Source organism: Bacillus sp. LSHTCR4, assembly GCF_057197025.1.
In genome coordinates this window covers 771406-787997 of the sequence record NZ_JBXUNO010000002.1, presented here as the reverse complement: position 1 = coordinate 787997, position 16592 = coordinate 771406, and the positions used below count along the sequence as shown (strand labels likewise).

General features: G+C 34.6%; 20 protein-coding genes and 2 riboswitches. Of the genes, 10 read left to right on the top strand and 10 right to left on the bottom strand.

Translation table 11 applies throughout. From position 1 onward, the window contains the following. Positions 1 to 7: 7 nt before the first annotated feature. Positions 8 to 772, bottom strand: a complete 765-nt coding sequence (locus AC2CGR_RS17910) for a DUF1129 domain-containing protein (protein WP_484481036.1) — start codon at positions 770 to 772, stop codon at positions 8 to 10. Next, entirely contained in the window at positions 772 to 1104 is a 333-nt protein-coding gene (locus AC2CGR_RS17905; protein WP_000107970.1) for a PadR family transcriptional regulator, read from the bottom strand. The genes AC2CGR_RS17910 and AC2CGR_RS17905 overlap by 1 nt, the downstream gene beginning before the upstream one ends. A gap of 195 nt (positions 1105 to 1299) precedes the next feature. Between AC2CGR_RS17905 and AC2CGR_RS17900 the strand changes: the two genes are divergently transcribed. Beyond that, entirely contained in the window at positions 1300 to 2076 is a 777-nt protein-coding gene (locus AC2CGR_RS17900; protein WP_029439801.1) for a 3-hydroxybutyrate dehydrogenase, read from the top strand. A gap of 30 nt (positions 2077 to 2106) precedes the next feature. Here AC2CGR_RS17900 and AC2CGR_RS17895 read toward each other — a convergent pair whose 3' ends face one another. From AC2CGR_RS17895 to AC2CGR_RS17880, 4 genes are all read right to left on the bottom strand, one after another. Further along, a complete protein-coding gene (locus AC2CGR_RS17895; protein ID WP_000393331.1) occupies positions 2107 to 2268 on the bottom strand; it encodes a YvrJ family protein in 162 nt (53 codons plus the stop codon). 74 nt (positions 2269 to 2342) lie between these two features. Next, positions 2343 to 3398: an S-methyl-5-thioribose-1-phosphate isomerase gene (gene mtnA, locus AC2CGR_RS17890; protein ID WP_087966188.1), complete on the bottom strand. Its 1056-nt coding sequence runs from the start codon at positions 3396 to 3398 to the stop codon at positions 2343 to 2345. Further along, entirely contained in the window at positions 3395 to 4576 is a 1182-nt protein-coding gene (mtnK, locus tag AC2CGR_RS17885; protein WP_484481035.1) for an S-methyl-5-thioribose kinase, read from the bottom strand. The genes mtnA and mtnK overlap by 4 nt, the downstream gene beginning before the upstream one ends. A 91-nt stretch (positions 4577 to 4667) precedes the next feature. Further along, positions 4668 to 4809, bottom strand: a riboswitch (SAM riboswitch). Positions 4810 to 4881: 72 nt separating this feature from the next. After that, positions 4882 to 5745 carry a carbon-nitrogen family hydrolase gene (locus tag AC2CGR_RS17880; protein WP_029439804.1) on the bottom strand — a complete coding sequence of 288 codons (864 nt, stop codon included), beginning with the start codon at positions 5743 to 5745 and terminating at the stop codon, positions 4882 to 4884. A gap of 14 nt (positions 5746 to 5759) precedes the next feature. On the opposite strand from AC2CGR_RS17880, the gene AC2CGR_RS17875 reads away from it, so the two are divergent. The 6 genes from AC2CGR_RS17875 to AC2CGR_RS17850 all read left to right on the top strand — a co-directional run bounded on the left by AC2CGR_RS17875 (position 5760) and on the right by AC2CGR_RS17850 (position 10778). Next, on the top strand, positions 5760 to 6938 hold the full coding sequence (locus tag AC2CGR_RS17875) for a pyridoxal phosphate-dependent aminotransferase (protein WP_270184825.1): 1179 nt from the start codon (positions 5760 to 5762) through the stop codon (positions 6936 to 6938). Between the two features lie 64 nt (positions 6939 to 7002). Next, a riboswitch (SAM riboswitch) is annotated at positions 7003 to 7108 on the top strand. Positions 7109 to 7172: 64 nt separating this feature from the next. Beyond that, positions 7173 to 8417 carry a 2,3-diketo-5-methylthiopentyl-1-phosphate enolase gene (gene mtnW, locus AC2CGR_RS17870; protein ID WP_087966184.1) on the top strand — a complete coding sequence of 415 codons (1245 nt, stop codon included), beginning with the start codon at positions 7173 to 7175 and terminating at the stop codon, positions 8415 to 8417. Further along, positions 8414 to 9073, top strand: a complete 660-nt coding sequence (gene mtnX / locus AC2CGR_RS17865; protein ID WP_087966182.1) for a 2-hydroxy-3-keto-5-methylthiopentenyl-1-phosphate phosphatase — start codon at positions 8414 to 8416, stop codon at positions 9071 to 9073. The genes mtnW and mtnX overlap by 4 nt, the downstream gene beginning before the upstream one ends. Beyond that, the gene (locus tag AC2CGR_RS17860; protein ID WP_000811331.1) at positions 9070 to 9708 is read left to right on the top strand and encodes a methylthioribulose 1-phosphate dehydratase; all 639 of its coding nucleotides are present in this window, start codon (positions 9070 to 9072) and stop codon (positions 9706 to 9708) included. The genes mtnX and AC2CGR_RS17860 overlap by 4 nt, the downstream gene beginning before the upstream one ends. Then, positions 9686 to 10198 carry a 1,2-dihydroxy-3-keto-5-methylthiopentene dioxygenase gene (locus tag AC2CGR_RS17855; protein WP_000057309.1) on the top strand — a complete coding sequence of 171 codons (513 nt, stop codon included), beginning with the start codon at positions 9686 to 9688 and terminating at the stop codon, positions 10196 to 10198. Before AC2CGR_RS17860 ends, AC2CGR_RS17855 begins: the two co-directional genes overlap by 23 nt. 304 nt (positions 10199 to 10502) lie before the next feature. Continuing rightward, entirely contained in the window at positions 10503 to 10778 is a 276-nt protein-coding gene (locus AC2CGR_RS17850; protein ID WP_000054653.1) for a hypothetical protein, read from the top strand. Between the two features lie 50 nt (positions 10779 to 10828). Here the strand turns inward: AC2CGR_RS17850 and AC2CGR_RS17845 are convergent, their stop codons facing one another. The 4 genes from AC2CGR_RS17845 to AC2CGR_RS17830 all read right to left on the bottom strand — a co-directional run bounded on the left by AC2CGR_RS17845 (position 10829) and on the right by AC2CGR_RS17830 (position 14569). After that, positions 10829 to 11161, bottom strand: coding sequence for a DUF3909 family protein (locus tag AC2CGR_RS17845; RefSeq protein ID WP_000365614.1), 333 nt, complete (start codon positions 11159 to 11161; stop codon positions 10829 to 10831). A gap of 5 nt (positions 11162 to 11166) precedes the next feature. Further along, on the bottom strand, positions 11167 to 12045 hold the full coding sequence (locus AC2CGR_RS17840; RefSeq protein WP_087966180.1) for an NAD(P)-dependent oxidoreductase: 879 nt from the start codon (positions 12043 to 12045) through the stop codon (positions 11167 to 11169). 4 nt (positions 12046 to 12049) lie between these two features. Beyond that, entirely contained in the window at positions 12050 to 13171 is a 1122-nt protein-coding gene (locus AC2CGR_RS17835) for a serine hydrolase domain-containing protein (RefSeq protein WP_484481077.1), read from the bottom strand. Between the two features lie 105 nt (positions 13172 to 13276). Further along, complete coding sequence (locus tag AC2CGR_RS17830) at positions 13277 to 14569, bottom strand: GGDEF domain-containing protein (protein ID WP_131100687.1); 1293 nt, start codon at positions 14567 to 14569, stop codon at positions 13277 to 13279. Between the two features lie 329 nt (positions 14570 to 14898). Between AC2CGR_RS17830 and AC2CGR_RS17825 the strand changes: the two genes are divergently transcribed. The 3 genes from AC2CGR_RS17825 (at position 14899) to AC2CGR_RS17815 (ending at position 16532) form a co-directional block, all read left to right on the top strand. After that, positions 14899 to 15516 (top strand): nitroreductase family protein, encoded by a 618-nt coding sequence (locus tag AC2CGR_RS17825; protein WP_000180385.1) that lies wholly within the window; start codon positions 14899 to 14901, stop codon positions 15514 to 15516. Positions 15517 to 15751: 235 nt separating this feature from the next. Next, complete coding sequence (locus AC2CGR_RS17820; RefSeq protein ID WP_000100487.1) at positions 15752 to 15970, top strand: hypothetical protein; 219 nt, start codon at positions 15752 to 15754, stop codon at positions 15968 to 15970. A gap of 196 nt (positions 15971 to 16166) precedes the next feature. Continuing rightward, positions 16167 to 16532, top strand: a complete 366-nt coding sequence (locus AC2CGR_RS17815; protein WP_042514713.1) for a DUF3915 domain-containing protein — start codon at positions 16167 to 16169, stop codon at positions 16530 to 16532. The last annotated feature ends 60 nt before the right edge of the window (positions 16533 to 16592 follow it).

Sequence of the window (16592 nt, the reverse complement as noted above, 5' to 3'; positions counted from 1 at the left end):
TCCCTTATTAAACCGTTTCTCTTCTATTCGTCTTCATCATAATTTCAAGGAAAATTAAAATAAACAAACTTCCGTATAAACATATAATTTGAAATAACATTGGAACAAGGTCTTCTGATGTAAATGTTTTAAACACTAACATAATCGAAAGTGGAATGATTAAATATAAGTTTTTAAACCATCCATTAAAATATATATTTATTGCTACTGTAATGATGAAAATACCACCGGCTAATATATAACTTTGCATTTGGGTGAATATAAACATTTTTGTAGGATAAATCACATCTAATATCGTTACAGCCCCTATTAGAAACATTGGTGCGATTATGACTAAAGACCACATAACAAACCATGTTTTTGTAAAACTTGTTACGAAGGTCATTTTGCGAAGTAGAAAATTAGGACCTATCACAACTAAAATCAATGACAAACTATATCCAACACACTGAATAAGTGACATCTGTAATAATCCGTTATTCACTATTAGGATAGAAGCAATAATCCAAAACGATACGATATTCATTACTGTAAAACCAATTTGCTTCCACGTTTCCTGTCTATCCCTTTCCATCACTTTTACAAGTTCATTTGCATATTCTTTCGGTGAGCTTCCGAAAATTTCTTCTACACTTTTCCCATCACTCTCACCTTCTATTAAATGAAGTTCTGCGTCTTCGATAAAGCTTTCAATATCGCTTTCTTTCACACTATTTGCAGTCAAAAACAATCTCATATCTAATAAAAATTTTCGTGCTTCATTTGATAGCATTATTTTCTTCTCCCCTTCCCTTCAAGTAGACGTTCCACACTACTTTGCATCGCTTCCCAGCGATCCATAAATTCATCCAGTGCATCTTCGCCATTTTCTGTTAACGTATAATACTTCCGTTTTGGACCAGATGGGGATTCTTTCATTACACTTGTTATGAATCCTTCCTTTTGCATTCGTATTAATAACGGATAAATACTTCCTTCACTCGCCATTGTAAAGCCATACTTTGCTAGCTTCTCACTCATTTCATAACCGTATATTTCACCTTCAGAAATAATAGCAAGTAAGCATCCTTCTAAAATCCCTTTCAGCATTTGACTTGTCGACATAATTCAAATCCTCCCACTATCTTGTTTCACAAGATAGATAAGCGTAAGTATCTTGCTTTACAAAATAGTATAGCAGAGACTATTTTGCAAAACAAGATAGCTAACAATATTTTTCCAAATCTTTGCAGGATTTTTATTATCCACTCTCTAAATAGAGCAATATGAGAACTTTATTACGAAGGGATGTTTTTCATCATGGTTACAAATCGAGTTGTTTTTTTAACAGGTGCTGCAAGTGGTATTGGTTATGAAATGGGAAAAGCTTTTGCAAAAGAAGGTGCAAAAGTCGTTATTACCGATCGTCTTGAAGAACGTGCAATAGAAGCTGCTGAACAAATACAGGAAGAAGGCTATCAAGCTATCGGTTTAAAATGTGATGTTACATCTGAAGAAGAAATTACAGCTGCAATTTCTCAAACAGTTAATCATTTCGGTTCATTACATATATTAATTAACAACGCAGGAATGCAACATGTTTCGCCAATTGAAGATTTTCCAACCGAAAAATTTGAGCTACTCATTAAAATTATGCAAATCGCTCCTTTTATCGCAATTAAACATGCCTTTCCCATTATGAAAAAACAAAAATATGGCCGGATTATTAATGTCGCTTCCATTAATGGCCTCGTTGGATTCGCAGGGAAATCCGCCTATAATAGTGCCAAACATGGCGTAATTGGATTAACAAAAGTGGCTGCTTTAGAAGGCGCTACGCATGGTATTACTGTAAATGCACTTTGTCCTGGTTATGTCGATACCCCTCTTGTACGTAACCAACTACAAGACTTAGCTACTACACGAAATGTACCACTTGAAAATGTTTTGGAGGAAGTCATTTATCCACTTGTACCACAAAAACGCTTATTACAAGTACAAGAAATCGCTGATTATGCAATGTTTTTAGCGAGTGAAAAAGCTAAAGGTATAACCGGGCAAGCTGTCGTTATCGATGGTGGTTATACTGCTCAATAAAAAATAAAGTTTGCTCACGAAGAGCAAACTTTATTTTTTATCGCGAGGATCGTCATACTGTAGTAATTGCCGCGGCAACTTTTCTATTGCAACAATTACCCCATCTAATTTGCTTTCAATTCGATGGAGTAAATATAATGTTACAACAATTGGAAACCCTACATTACCTATCATCTTGATCCACTCTTCCATTCTTTTCGCCTCCTTCCATTATATAAATAAGAGAAAAGAACACATTTAGGCATAAAAAAACAAGCTATTATGTATTAGCTTGTTTTTTCAAACAATGATTCAATTTCTCGTTTATAATCTCCACGTATAATACCTTTCTCAGTAATAATACCTGTAATTAATTCATTCGGCGTTACGTCAAATGCAGGGTTAAAAACATCAGTTCCAACTGGTGCCACTTGTTTTCCAAAAATTTTCGTAACTTCTGTTTCGTCTCTTTCTTCAATAACAATTTCAGCACCTGTTTGTTTCGTAATATCAAATGTAGATAACGGAGCTGCCACGTAGAACGGGATACCGAAGTACTTTGCTAATATAGCTAAATTCATTGTTCCGATTTTATTTGCTGTATCTCCATTTGCAACAATTCGGTCCGCTCCTACGATAATTGCATTTATTTCTTTCGTTTGAATAGCATGAGCTGCTGTATTATCTGTAATAAGTGTTACATCAATATGTGCCTGTTTTAATTCCCAGGTCGTTAAGCGTCCGCCTTGTAAAACTGGTCTCGTTTCACATGCATATGCATGTAAATGTACACCTTTTTCTTTCCCAATATAAAACGGTGCTAGTGCAGTACCATATCTAGCAGTTGCGATACTGCCAGCGTTACAAATTGTTAAAATGTTATCACCATCTTTAAAACATGATAATGCATGTTCTCCAATACTCCGGCATACTGCTTCATCTTCTTGCTGAATAAGAAGCGCTTCTTCTTCTAATATTTTTTGTGCTTCTTTTATTGTAGTAATTTCTCGGATGGATTCTCTCATACGATCGATTGCCCAGAATAAATTGACTGCTGTTGGGCGTGATGTCCCTAAATAGTTACAGTCTCTATTAAACTTCTTTTGAAATTCTTCGATATGTAAAGTATTATATTTTTTCGCTGCAAGCGCCAAGCCAAATGCAGCTACAATGCCAATTGCCGGTGCTCCGCGTACTTCTAACATGACAATACTTTTCCATACCTCTTCAATTGTCGTTAATGTTTTGTATTCTGTGCTATGGGGCAACTTTGTTTGATTTAATATTGCAATAGCATCCCCTTTCCAACTGACAGACCTCGGAATCGCAACAATTGTACTCATGCTTTTACCCCTCCAGAAACTGTCTGTTGGAATAATGATCGGAACAGTTGAATATCAGCGTTCTTAGATTCATATTTTATTAGTTCTTTACCTAAGGATAACGCTTGTTTCTTAGCTTGAATTCTTGTTTCTTTATTTTCTATTTCATCTAAATCTGCTACATGAGCTAAACCAATTGTTCTACGAATCACTTCACATCCGGCAAATCCAACAGCATCAGTAAAGATATTTTGCAAAATAATTGGTAACCATTGTTTTTCTTTCGTATATGCTTCTACACCTTCTCCAATCCATAACCTCGTAAAAGTTTCTACAAAATAACTCCACGTCTTCTCTATATGGAAAAATTGTACACTTCTCTGTTCTTCTTCTCTAGATAGAGCATTTAATAATAGATTTGCAATAAATTGACCGATGTCAAATCCAAGTGGACCGTACGTTGCAAATTCTGGGTCAATTACTTTCGTTTCAGAAGGTGATGAAAAAATACTTCCAGTATGTAAATCTCCATGAATAAGTGCCTCTTTTCTTGTTAAAAATTTATATTTATATTGAGCCACTTTTAGTTTTAGAGTTTTATCACTCCAAAGTTCATCAACAGCCAATTGTAACTCCGGCTCATAATCATTCGTATCGTAATGGCCAAACGGATCTGTAAACACTAAATCTTCTGTAATTTTGCAAAGGTCTGGATTTACAAATGTACCTTCTAGTACCCTTTTCTCTTCTGACTGTAAACCAAAATCTGAAGTATAAAATAAAACATTCGCTAGAAAACGGCCAATATGTTGGGATAAAAGTGGATATTCTTCTCCGTCCATTAATCCTTTTCTTGTAATTGTTAGTCTTGATAAGTCCTCTATTACTGTAACTGCTAACTCTTCATCATGACTGTGCACTACCGGAACATAATCTGGTACATACTTCGCAAAAATTTGTAATGCCTTGCTTTCAATCGTTGCTCTTTTTATAGATAACGGCCAGCTTTCACCAACTACTTTCGCATACGGCAGTGCCTGTTTTATTATAATAGACTTCTCTCCATCATCTAATTTGAACACGTAATTTAAATTTCCATCTCCAATTTCATGACAAACTACATTTGCTTTCTTTTCAAAATAACCGTGTTCTTTCGCATATTGTATAGCTGTTGTTTCAGTTAATGCATAATATCCCATCGTCTTCTCCCCCTTTTTTATTTTCAGAGGTTTTTCTGACGTAGAAAAACCTCTTTCCACTAAGAAAGAGGTTTGAAGTTTATCTTCTCCCCTCTTATCTGCCAGAAAGTTTTACTTTCTGCTGGAATTAGCACCGTGCCTTTTGGCGTCATAAACGCCCCATTTCACAATGGTATTACGGTCGGTTGCTGGGCTTCATCGGGCCAAATCCCTCCACCTGCTCTTGATAAGAGTTGTATAATTTTTTAGAATTTTTAACTTTATGTTGAAGACTATACCAAGAATAAAAATCACTTGTCAACATTTTATTTGTATAATTCTGGACGTCGATCTGCAAAAACTGGAATTCCTTTGCGTACGTCTTTAATCTTCTCGAATGTAAGCTCTCCAAATAGAATTGTTTCTTCTTCATTCGCTTCTACAACAACTTCGCCCCAAGGATCGACAATTAAAGAATGGCCGGCAAACTCATTATTCGGATCCTTCCCTGCCCTATTACATGCTACAACATAACACTGATTTTCAACTGCTCTTGCTTGTAATAGTAAACGCCAATGTGCTAAACGAACTAATGGCCATTCAGCTACAACAAATAAAACTTTTGCACCTTTAGCAGTATGAACGCGCATCCACTCCGGAAAACGAATATCATAGCAAATGGTGCCGGCGCACTCTACATCATCTAACTTAAATTCACCAGTACTATTTCCAGCGATTAAATATTTATGTTCATCCATAAGCTGAAATAAATGCACTTTACTATATTCATTGACTAGTTCTCCTTTATTCGTTACAACATACATTGTATTTGTAACACCTTGCTCCGTTTGCTTTGCTATAGAACCACCAACAATATGTACACCATATTGTTTCGACCATTCTATCAACTTTTCTTTCGTTTCCAATCCATCCCTATCTGCAATTTCAGAAAGTCTCGTTAAATCATAACCTGTTGTCCATAGTTCTGGTAAGACGATAACATCTGGTCTTTCCTTCATCGCTTCGCTTATTTTATTTTTAGCATTCTCAATATTTTTTTCTACATCTCCAAAGACAATATCCATCTGAATACATGCGACCTTCATTTTTTCAGCCCCATTCTCATTTTTTTCTTTACAAAATACTGGAAAGATTATATCATTTGTCACTAGAATTGTAACAACTTTCAAAAGAGGTGGAAAGTATGAAATTATTTCAACCTTCTGAGATAGTAACATCATTGCCAACACAATTTTTCGCTTCACTTGTTGCAAAAGTTAACAAAGTCGTTGCAGCTGGTCACGATGTTATTAATCTAGGTCAAGGTAATCCAGATCAACCAACACCACAGCATATCGTAAAAGCTTTGCAAGATGCTGCAGAAAAGACCATTCATCATAAATATCCGCCATTTCGCGGACATGAAAGCTTAAAAGAAGCCGTGGCAACATTCTATCAACGTGAATATGATGTAGTAGTAAATCCGAAAACTGAAGTTGCTATATTGTTTGGTGGAAAGGCTGGATTAGTAGAATTACCAATTTGTTTTACAAATCCTGGTGATACGATTCTCGTTCCAGATCCAGGCTATCCAGATTATTTATCAGGAGTTGCTTTAGCAAAAGCACAATTTGAAACAATGCCGCTTATTGCAGAAAATAACTTTTTACCAAATTATACGAAAATTGATGACTCTATTGCCGAGCGTGCAAAATTAATGTTTTTAAACTATCCAAATAACCCTACAGGTGCTACTGCATCAAAAGATTTTTTTGATGAAACGATTCAATTTGCTAATAAACACAATATATTAGTTGTTCATGATTTTGCTTATGGTGCTATAGGGTTCGATGGTCAAAAGCCAGTTAGTTTCTTACAAGCAGACGGTGCCAAAGATACAGGAATCGAAATTTACACATTATCGAAAACTTTTAATATGGCTGGCTGGCGCATCGCTTTTGCTGTAGGGAATGAAAGTGTGATTGAAACAATTAACCTATTACAAGATCATATGTATGTTAGCATCTTTGGTGCAGTTCAAGATGCTGCCCGCGAAGCACTATTAAGTTCACAGTCTTGCGTAATAGACCTTGTAAATAGTTATGAATCTCGAAGAAACGCTCTTATTTCTGCTTGTCACTCAATTGGTTGGAATGTAGATATTCCAACCGGATCATTCTTTGCATGGCTTCCTGTTCCAAAAGGATATACCTCTGAGCAATTTTCTGATATTTTACTAGAAAAAGCACACGTTGCAGTTGCTCCTGGTGTTGGATTTGGTGAGCATGGCGAAGGGTATGTCCGTGTTGGTCTCTTGCATACAGAAGATAGATTACGAGAAGCCATTAATCGAATTGATAAATTAAATTTTTTCAAAAAGTAATTGACAACATGAAAAATATCTGACAAAATTCAGTTATCTTAAAAATTTAAACATTTCTAAATACTTCTTATCAAGAGCAGGTGGAGGGACGAGCCCGACGAAACCCGGCAACCGATCTACAATTGTAGACACGGTGCTAATTCTCGCAGCATTACGCTGACAGATAAGGAGCTGGTTGTAAAAAAACCTCTCCTTAGCTGAGAGGTTTTTTTATTTAACTAGGAGGTTATAACAATGAGCGGAATTATAGCGACGTATTTAATCCATGATGATTCACATAACTTAGAAAAAAAAGCTGAGCAAATTGCACTCGGTTTAACAATTGGCTCTTGGACTCATTTGCCACACTTATTGCAAGAACAATTAAAGCAGCATAAAGGCAACGTCATTCATGTTGAGGAATTAGCTGAACATGAACATACCAATTCGTATTTACGTAAAAAAGTAAAACGCGGAATTATTAAAATCGAATATCCGTTATTAAACTTCAGTCCAGATTTACCAGCAATTTTAACGACTACATTTGGAAAGCTATCCCTTGATGGCGAAGTAAAATTAATTGACTTAACTTTTTCAGACGAGTTAAAAAAACATTTTCCTGGTCCAAAATTTGGGATAGATGGTATTCGAAATCTTTTACAAGTGCATGATCGTCCCCTTTTAATGAGTATTTTTAAAGGAATGATTGGACGAAATATTGGGTATTTAAAAACGCAATTACGCGATCAAGCAATTGGTGGTGTAGATATAGTAAAAGATGATGAAATATTATTTGAAAATGCATTAACACCACTTACGAAACGCATTGTATCTGGAAAAGAAGTTTTACAATCCGTATATGAAACATACGGACATAAAACGTTATATGCCGTAAATTTAACAGGACGAACTTTTGATTTAAAAGAAAATGCAAAACGTGCAGTGCAAGCTGGAGCTGATATTCTATTATTTAACGTATTTGCTTACGGACTAGATGTACTACAATCACTTGCAGAAGATGATGAAATCCCAGTTCCTATTATGGCACACCCTGCTGTAAGTGGTGCTTATTCAGCATCCAAGTTATATGGAGTTTCATCTCCATTATTACTCGGAAAACTACTCCGTTATGCTGGGGCTGACTTTTCATTATTCCCATCTCCATACGGAAGTGTTGCGCTAGAAAAAGAGGAAGCTCTTGCTATCTCAAAATATTTAACTGAAGACGATGTATTTTTCAAGAAGAGCTTTTCTGTTCCGTCTGCTGGTATTCATCCTGGTTTCGTTCCCTTTATTGTACGAGATTTCGGTAAAAATGTTGTTATTAATGCTGGTGGCGGGATACATGGACATCCAAATGGAGCGCAGGGCGGCGGTAAAGCTTTCCGTGCTGCAATTGATGCTAGTTTGCAAAATAAACCACTCCATGAAGTAGATGACATAAATTTGCATAGTGCACTACAAATATGGGGAAACCCCTCTCATGAGGTGAGATTATGAGTATTCAAGTATTTTGTGATTTCGATGGCACGATTACAAATAATGATAACATTATGTCCATTATGGAAAAATTTGCACCACCAGAAGCTGAAGAAGTAAAGAATAGAATTTTATCACAGGAGCTATCTATTCAAGAAGGTGTTTCTCAATTATTTCAATTCATACCTACTAATCTGCACGATGAGATTATTCAATTTTTAATAGAGACTGCTGAAATCCGTAATGGTTTTCATGAATTTATACAATTTGTAAATGAAAATAATATTTCCTTTTATGTTATATCAGGTGGAATGGATTTCTTCGTCTATCCACTCTTACAAGGACTCATTCCAAAAGAGCAAATTTACTGTAATGAAACAGATTTTTCAAATGAATACATTACAGTGAATTGGCCTCACCCTTGTGATCATCATTGTCAAAATCATTGCGGATTATGTAAATCATCACTCATCCGTAAATTAAGTGATACGAATGACTTCCATATTGTAATTGGAGATTCAATTACTGATTTACAAGCTGCGAAACAAGCGGATAAAGTGTTCGCTCGTGATTTCCTTATTACAAAATGTGAAGAAAATCATATTTCTTATACACCATTTGAATCGTTTCACGATGTTCAAGCTGAATTAAAACATTTGTTGGAGGTGAAATTATGAAACAACTTTTTCGTCAATGGTATGACTTAAGCGAGATAAAAAAAGAATTAACGACACGAAATTGGTTTCCAGCAACGAGTGGTAATATTTCTATAAAGGTTAGTCATGAACCACTCACTTTTCTCATTACAGCAAGTGGTAAAGATAAAACAAAAACGACTCCAGATGATTTTCTATTAGTAGATCATCTAGGGGTACCCGTATTAGAGACTGAATTACGTCCTTCAGCAGAAACAATTTTGCATACACATATTTATAACAATACGAATGCCGGGTGCGTCCTTCATGTTCATACAACCGATAATAATGTCATCACAAATTTATATAGCGATGCAGTCACACTTCAAAATCAAGAAATTATTAAAGCTCTCGATATTTGGGAAGAAGGTGCAACAATAAACATTCCTATTATCGAAAACCATGCCCATATCCCAACGCTTGGAGAAAACTTCCGAAAACATATACAAGGAGATTCGGGAGCAGTATTGATCCGTAACCATGGTATTACCGTATGGGGCCGAGATAGCTTTGATGCAAAGAAAAGATTAGAAGCTTATGAGTTTTTATTCCAATTTCATATAAAACTATTATCAATTCAAGGAGGCGTTTCTAATGGCGCAAATTCGTATTCATGAAGTAAATACTCGCATTGAAAATGAAGTGGAAGTATCTAAATTTCTACAAGAGGAAGGTGTTTTATATGAGAAATGGAATATTTCTAAACTTCCTCCTCATTTAAATGAAAATTATTCGTTAACAGATGAAAACAAGGCTGAAATATTAGCTGTGTTTTCAAAAGAAATTGCTGATGTTTCAGCACGCCGAGGTTATAAAGCACATGATGTAATTTCACTTTCAAATAGCACACCTAACCTTGACGAACTATTAATTAATTTCCAAAAAGAGCACCATCATACTGATGATGAAGTTCGCTTTATTGTTAGTGGTCATGGCATCTTTGCCATTGAAGGAAAAGATGGGACATTCTTTGACGTTGAACTTGAGCCAGGCGATCTCATATCTGTTCCTGAAAATGCAAGACATTATTTTACCTTGCAAGATGATCGTCAAGTTGTAGCTATTCGTATTTTTGTTACAACTGAAGGTTGGGTTCCAATCTATTAAGGTAGTTAGTTGAATAAAAGGTCTTGGGCCCCCTTTTCCAACCTTTTATTCACTCTACATATATACATCCTCCTATGGAACAGGCTTATTTCAAAAATGAAATAAGCCTGATTTTTTATGGTCTAACCGTATTATTCCTTCTTTTAAGCACAATCTCTCCCTTCAATTTTCCAAGTATATTTATTAATATTTTTTGAACATTTATTGAACTTTTTTTGAACTTTTTCTGAAAATTCTGTTTTATATATGATATACTACAATTAACTAAAAAGGAAAAGAAAATCGCAAACAGAGGGGGATAATCATGAGTTTACTTATCGCACTTATACTAGGAGTTATGTGTGGAGCACTTCCTGTTATTTTAGGAGCTATTATGGAAGAGTTAGAAGTTGGTGTTTTAGGTTTTGTTGCATCTTGTGTAAGCGCTTTACTTTTTGGTTTGTTCGGTGCTATTCCTGTTTCAATTCTGTGTGCATTTTATATAATACGCCATGCTCGTGCAAAACAATTCGGTCCTAATCACATCGCGCAAGTTATTCCATTCCCAATTGAACGATGCCGCCGTGCTTCTAGCTTATAATTATAAAATTAAATATACCTAAATAAATAAAAGTCCTCAAATGAGGACTTTTATTTATTTTCTTCTAGAAATTGAAACAATTCTTGTAGATGCAAAGCGTCTTCACTATAGCTAACAGATACATGATATATACCGTCAATCTCCGCTTCCATGTAAAGGTCAACTCCATCTCGATCATATTTCAATGCCAAATAAAATTCCATTTCTTCTAGCATCTTTTTTGAAGTTCGAATAACGTAATGCCCTTTCTCATCTCTTCCATATTCAAAATTCGGTTCAAAATCATATTTTTGTTTAAAAGCTTCTTTTTGCTTTTCATTAATTTGTATACATGTTGCTCGTTGTACAGTATCAATCATCTCATCAAATTTTTGAAGATCCATCTCATTTACCCCCTTACGTATTTTTTGTATAACACTTGTGTTCCGCTATTCTCTTCCCCATCTTTTATTAGCTCTTCATACAATTCCTTCGCCAAACTTAAACCTGGTACTGGTAATTGTAATTTTTCAGCCTCATCTAACGCAATCTTCATATCTTTCATAAAATGCTTTACATAAAACCCTGGCTCAAAATCTCCCTTTAACATTCGAGGAGCCAAATTACTTAATGACCAGCTACCTGCTGCACCCGTTGAAATGCTCTCTAACACTTTATCTGGATCCAGTCCAGCTTTTTTCGCGTAAGCAACAGCTTCACATACACCAATCATATTGGAAGCAATTGCAATTTGATTGCACATTTTTGTATGTTGTCCACTCCCAGCTGGTCCTTGCAACTGAATATTTGTTCCTAACTTTTCAAATAACGGTAAACATCTATCATATATTTCTTTTTCTCCACCGACCATAATTGCGAGTCTTGCTTCTTTCGCACCAACGTCTCCTCCAGATACAGGTGCATCTAACGTATATACATTCTTACTTTTACCAGTTTCATTAATACGTTTTGCCAATGTTGGTGTAGATGTCGTGAAATCAATTGCAATTGTACCTTCATTTGCATTCTCCAAAATTCCATCTATCCCAAAGTACACTTCTTCCACATCATGTGGATACCCAACCATAGTCATTACAACATCCACTTGCTTTACTAACTCTTTCGGTGTATCACACCAATTTGCACCATCTTGTACTAAAGAGTCAGTCTTCGCTTTCGTTCTATTATATACATATACTGTATGACCACCTTGCATTAAATGACGCACCATACTTTTTCCCATTACTCCAATACCGATGAAACCTATTGATACATTTTTATGTTCCATTTTCTCATCCCCTTTGTTCTAATAAATCACTTACCATCTTTCGGAACTCATTATTAAAATCATCATCTATACTATTTTTCACATTTGAAAATAAAATAACAAAAGTGCCTTTTTCTTTATTAAAATTATTGAAAGTGTTCCAACCAGATAGTACACCATGATTATGAAAATAATCCGGATATATGTAAAAACTAAATGCATATTTTCGTTCTGTTGAAGGTGAAAACATCGCTTGTATACTTTGTTCAGAAAGAAGTTTCCCATTTATAATCGCTTCGTCTAATTTCTTCATATCACCAACTGTCGTATACATCTCACCGCATCCGTATAACCACTCCATTAACAATTTTTGTGCAGGTTCAAGTACATTCTCTTTCTTTACATATCCTTTAGTAAAATGCTGATCTCCCTGAGCCATATTTCCCATACCAGATTCATGCATTTCTGCTTTAGTAAATATATTTTCTTTTATGTAATCTCCTAAAGATTTTTTTGATATGCTTTCTATAATATAGGCAAGTACCATATAATTATAATCTGTATATCTCCAACCTGCGCCTGGTGGAAATTCTAATGTTTTACTTCCAATCCAATTTACTAAATTTTTACGAGAAGCGGCATTCACTTTCCCTTTTCCGCTTTCTGGTAAACCTGATGTGTGTGTTAACAAATGATATAAGGTGATATTTTTATCTACCGGAAAAGAGTGAATATATTTATTTACATTGTCTTGGATATTTAGTTTCCCTTGTTCTTGCAGCTGTAAAATAGATGTGGCCACGACTGTTTTCGTAATAGAACCGATACGATATTTGGTTTGAGGCGTATTTTCTATCTTATTTTGAACATCAGCATACCCATATCCTTTATTCAATATAACATGCTCTTTATCTGTCACTAAAACTGTTCCATTAAATTGCTTTCCTATTAAATATTGATCTAATTTTTGAGATATACTAGCATAATCAATTTGCTGTTCTTCTTTTTTTTCTATATTCTCTTGTACTTCTGATTCAATAGTAGGATTCACCTTAGTTGTTAATGCAGTGCTTTCCTTTATATTGGGATTATAGAGAAAATAGTATACTCCACCACAAACTACAATAGACAGCGAAGCCATCGTCATTATTTTTTTCACCCTGTTGTTCCTCCATAATTCCTTCGTTCAAAATCCCCCCTACATTCTATTATCAAACAATAAAAAAAAATCGCAACAATTTGTTGCGAAAAATCACTTTTTTTCTTTTCTATATACACACACTTGATTTTTTCCATTTTTTTTCGCTTCATATAATGCAATATCCGCTCGTTGCATTAATTCTTCTCTTGTAATCCCTTTTTCATATAATGCAACTCCAAAGCTCGCTGTTAATTTCGAAATTCCTGAGAATTGCTTTGTTTCAATGAAAAATCGTAATGATTCCGCAACCTGAAAGGCTTCCTTTTCTACTGTATTCGTTACTAATATAATAAATTCTTCTCCTCCCCACCTTGCAAACACATGTTGCTGCTCCACTTTAGATTTCATAAGCTCTGCAAGCTGAATCAATGCTAAGTCACCAAAATCATGGCCATACGTGTCATTTACTGCTTTAAAATTATCTATATCAAATAAAATAAGTGCTATTTTTTCATTATTGCGCATCGCATTATCCCATTCTGCCTCGAGTATTTGTTGGAATTTCAAACGATTATAAATCTCTGTTAACGAATCTATCATAGCAAGCCTTTCTTGTTCTTGATAGATTTCATCTAATTCTGTAATCTCTGTACACTTCACAATAAATCTTGATAAATCTTCTGGTAATGGTGTCGCACGCAATAAAAAAGTTGACACTTCCCCTTCATAGTTGGACATCTTAATTCTTCTATCATATGATAATGTATCATCTAACCATGTTATATCATGAGTTGTTGAATAGTATCCATTTTCTCTAATAAGATGTTCAGCAAATACTAAATGTTGCTCACGATAAGCAAACAAATTTTCATATCCGAAAAACTCTAAAAAATTTGTATTACAATCAACAATCTCATCGTCTTCTACTATAAATAATAGATCATTTCGAAAATCAAACATCGTTTGAAGTAATTCTTGTTGCAAACTTACTTGTCGCACTAAAGAAAGCTGATATAAACTTTTATTCACTTCCTCTAACACCATTTGCGGAGTCACAGGGGCTATCACAATATTACGTATTCCTAACGTAAGCACCTCTGTAAACTCGCTTGTTATTTGTTGATCCCAAATGACAATAAATGTACTCTGTGGATTATACATATTCCTTATATATTTTATTTGAGAAAAATCTGTTACATACATAATTACAATATGTGGTTTAGTCCTCTGAAACAATACTTCTCCTTCTTCAAAACTATTTGCTATAAACATACATTTTGGATGAATATTTTCTATCGTTTGTTGATGTGTGCATCCATTTTCTATATAAAGGACATTTAACTGAAGATCTTGTAATACATTTTGGAAAACCGTATTCTCTAATAAAAAATGTAGTATGTTCATCACTAGTCTTCACTCACTTCATATATCTTGTTCTACTGAATTCCTCACAAACATTTTATAAAAAACTGTTCTTTAAAAGCTTTACTGAGTGAGGGATACATGTTAACAAGCTAATTGAGAATGTTCTCTTCGTTTTTCACTCTATAAATTCCTTTTTTAGTGTATGATTATAGGAATTGTATCGTTTGTATGAATGCCCTAGCTTTCGCTTTAAAACTTGACAATTAAAATAAATATATTATATTCTTAAATTCGATAACTTACAAAATGTAAGTAGAATATATTACATGTATTTTTCATTATTTGATATGTAATTTGGAGGATATATAATGACAAACGACAACTTTTTTAATGTTCTATATGAACGCACATCTACACGTGCATTCAACCCAGAGAAAGAAATTTCATCTACAGAGTTACACGAGATTTTAAAGGGAGCTGCTCAAGCACCTTCTGCTTGGAACTTACAACACTGGAAATTCCTTGTATTCCAAGGTGAAGATGTACAAAAACGATTACATCCAATTGCTTATAACCAGCAACAAATTCTTGATGCCTCTGCTGTAGTCGCTATTTTAGGTGATTTAGAAGCTTATAAAAACGTTGAACCTGTTTACGGTCCAATTGTAGAACAAGGGTTTATGAAAGAAGAAGCAAAAGAGCGCTTAGCTAAAAATATTGAGTCTGCATATGCTCGTGAGCAATTCCCGAGAGATGCAGCCTTTTCAAATGCATCTTTAGCAGCAATGCAACTTATGCTTGCAGCTAAAGCAACCGGCTGGGATACTTGTGCGATTGGTGGTTTCAACCCACAAGCACTTACAGAAGAATTCAATGTTTCATCTCGCTACGTACCAATTATGCTTATTACAATTGGTGAATCGACTTTAAAAGGCCATCCTGCACCACGAATGAGCGTAGAACAAGTGAGTGAATGGGCAAAATAATAAAAAACGAAGGTAATTTCATTACCTTCGTTTTTTTATGTTCTGTCACACATCCGTAATATTACAATGTATTATTCGACAACTACATATAAAAAAACAGTAAATTTTATGCTGTTTTCATACACAAAAATGACGTTTCGTGTCGAATTTTGTTAAAGTATCGAAATATAACCGTGTGTTTTTGTTACAATTATGATACAATGATAACAAATAGATAACAAGAGAGGGATTTTCATTGAGTTCATACGGAAGCTTTATTGCACTTTTATGTTACATAGTAACTGTACTGCTTCTATATTTTATTGGCGATGCTGCAAATATTTCAGTATTACAATTTCCAAAAGAAGAAGCATTCCAATTAGAATCAGAAAAACATACTGCACGATCCATTGTACCGCTACTCTTAGCTCTTCCTGTATATATCATCGTTTTATATAAAAGCAAAAAAGTGTAAAGGCTACCTATTTCATTCATTTCGGTGGTCCTTACACTTTTTTGTGATATCTATCCTATTTTAAACATCATCCCGTAATAAACACCCAGCTAGTCATTTAAAATGAGAAAATCCCCTAGAAAAAATTCCACTCTCTGTCCAGTCACTCACTACCGAACTTACATAGATTATAAGTGTGAAGGGGGTGATGAGGATTATGTTTGGATCATTTGGATGCTGTGATAACTTTAGAGACTGTCATCATCATGAAAGAGAGTGCAGACATCATGAGAAAGAAAAAGAGAAAGAAGTAGTTAGACCACAACAACCAGCTGTATGTAACGTACTTGCTAGCATTTCAGTTGGAACAGAGCTTTCTCTTTTAAGCATTAGAGGTAACGGCACTTTCAACAATGTAATTTTTGAAGGTTTCGCTAATGGTGTTGCTCTTTTCTCTGCTTTAGCTCGTAATAACAAAGATAACAAAGATAACAATAAAGACGATAAGAACAATCAAAACCGTAATACTTTTACTGGTATTTTACGTGTATGCCCAACTGATATCGTTGCTATCGCTATCTAATTCTGTTCCTTATCCTCTATAGTAAGAAAATAAGATTTACTTTTCTCATAGAAAAAACCT

Bases quoted from the DNA above. Each gene is read 5' to 3' on its own strand.
- AC2CGR_RS17860 (WP_000811331.1), top strand. From the start codon at position 9,070: ATGAAACAACTTTTTCGTCAATGGTATGACTTAAGCGAGATAAAAAAA.
- AC2CGR_RS17835 (WP_484481077.1), bottom strand. From the start codon at position 13,171: ATGACGATGGCTTCGCTGTCTATTGTAGTTTGTGGTGGAGTATACTAT.
- AC2CGR_RS17845 (WP_000365614.1), bottom strand. From the start codon at position 11,161: ATGGATCTTCAAAAATTTGATGAGATGATTGATACTGTACAACGAGCA.
- AC2CGR_RS17830 (WP_131100687.1), bottom strand. From the start codon at position 14,569: ATGAACATACTACATTTTTTATTAGAGAATACGGTTTTCCAAAATGTA.
- mtnX (WP_087966182.1), top strand. From the start codon at position 8,414: ATGAGTATTCAAGTATTTTGTGATTTCGATGGCACGATTACAAATAAT.
- AC2CGR_RS17900 (WP_029439801.1), top strand. From the start codon at position 1,300: ATGGTTACAAATCGAGTTGTTTTTTTAACAGGTGCTGCAAGTGGTATT.
- AC2CGR_RS17895 (WP_000393331.1), bottom strand. From the start codon at position 2,268: ATGGAAGAGTGGATCAAGATGATAGGTAATGTAGGGTTTCCAATTGTT.
- mtnK (WP_484481035.1), bottom strand. From the start codon at position 4,576: ATGGGATATTATGCATTAACTGAAACAACAGCTATACAATATGCGAAA.
- AC2CGR_RS17825 (WP_000180385.1), top strand. From the start codon at position 14,899: ATGACAAACGACAACTTTTTTAATGTTCTATATGAACGCACATCTACA.
- AC2CGR_RS17850 (WP_000054653.1), top strand. From the start codon at position 10,503: ATGAGTTTACTTATCGCACTTATACTAGGAGTTATGTGTGGAGCACTT.
- AC2CGR_RS17905 (WP_000107970.1), bottom strand. From the start codon at position 1,104: ATGTCGACAAGTCAAATGCTGAAAGGGATTTTAGAAGGATGCTTACTT.
- mtnW (WP_087966184.1), top strand. From the start codon at position 7,173: ATGAGCGGAATTATAGCGACGTATTTAATCCATGATGATTCACATAAC.
- AC2CGR_RS17855 (WP_000057309.1), top strand. From the start codon at position 9,686: ATGGCGCAAATTCGTATTCATGAAGTAAATACTCGCATTGAAAATGAA.
- AC2CGR_RS17840 (WP_087966180.1), bottom strand. From the start codon at position 12,045: ATGGAACATAAAAATGTATCAATAGGTTTCATCGGTATTGGAGTAATG.
- AC2CGR_RS17815 (WP_042514713.1), top strand. From the start codon at position 16,167: ATGTTTGGATCATTTGGATGCTGTGATAACTTTAGAGACTGTCATCAT.
- AC2CGR_RS17910 (WP_484481036.1), bottom strand. From the start codon at position 772: ATGCTATCAAATGAAGCACGAAAATTTTTATTAGATATGAGATTGTTT.
- AC2CGR_RS17875 (WP_270184825.1), top strand. From the start codon at position 5,760: ATGAAATTATTTCAACCTTCTGAGATAGTAACATCATTGCCAACACAA.
- mtnA (WP_087966188.1), bottom strand. From the start codon at position 3,398: ATGAGTACAATTGTTGCGATTCCGAGGTCTGTCAGTTGGAAAGGGGAT.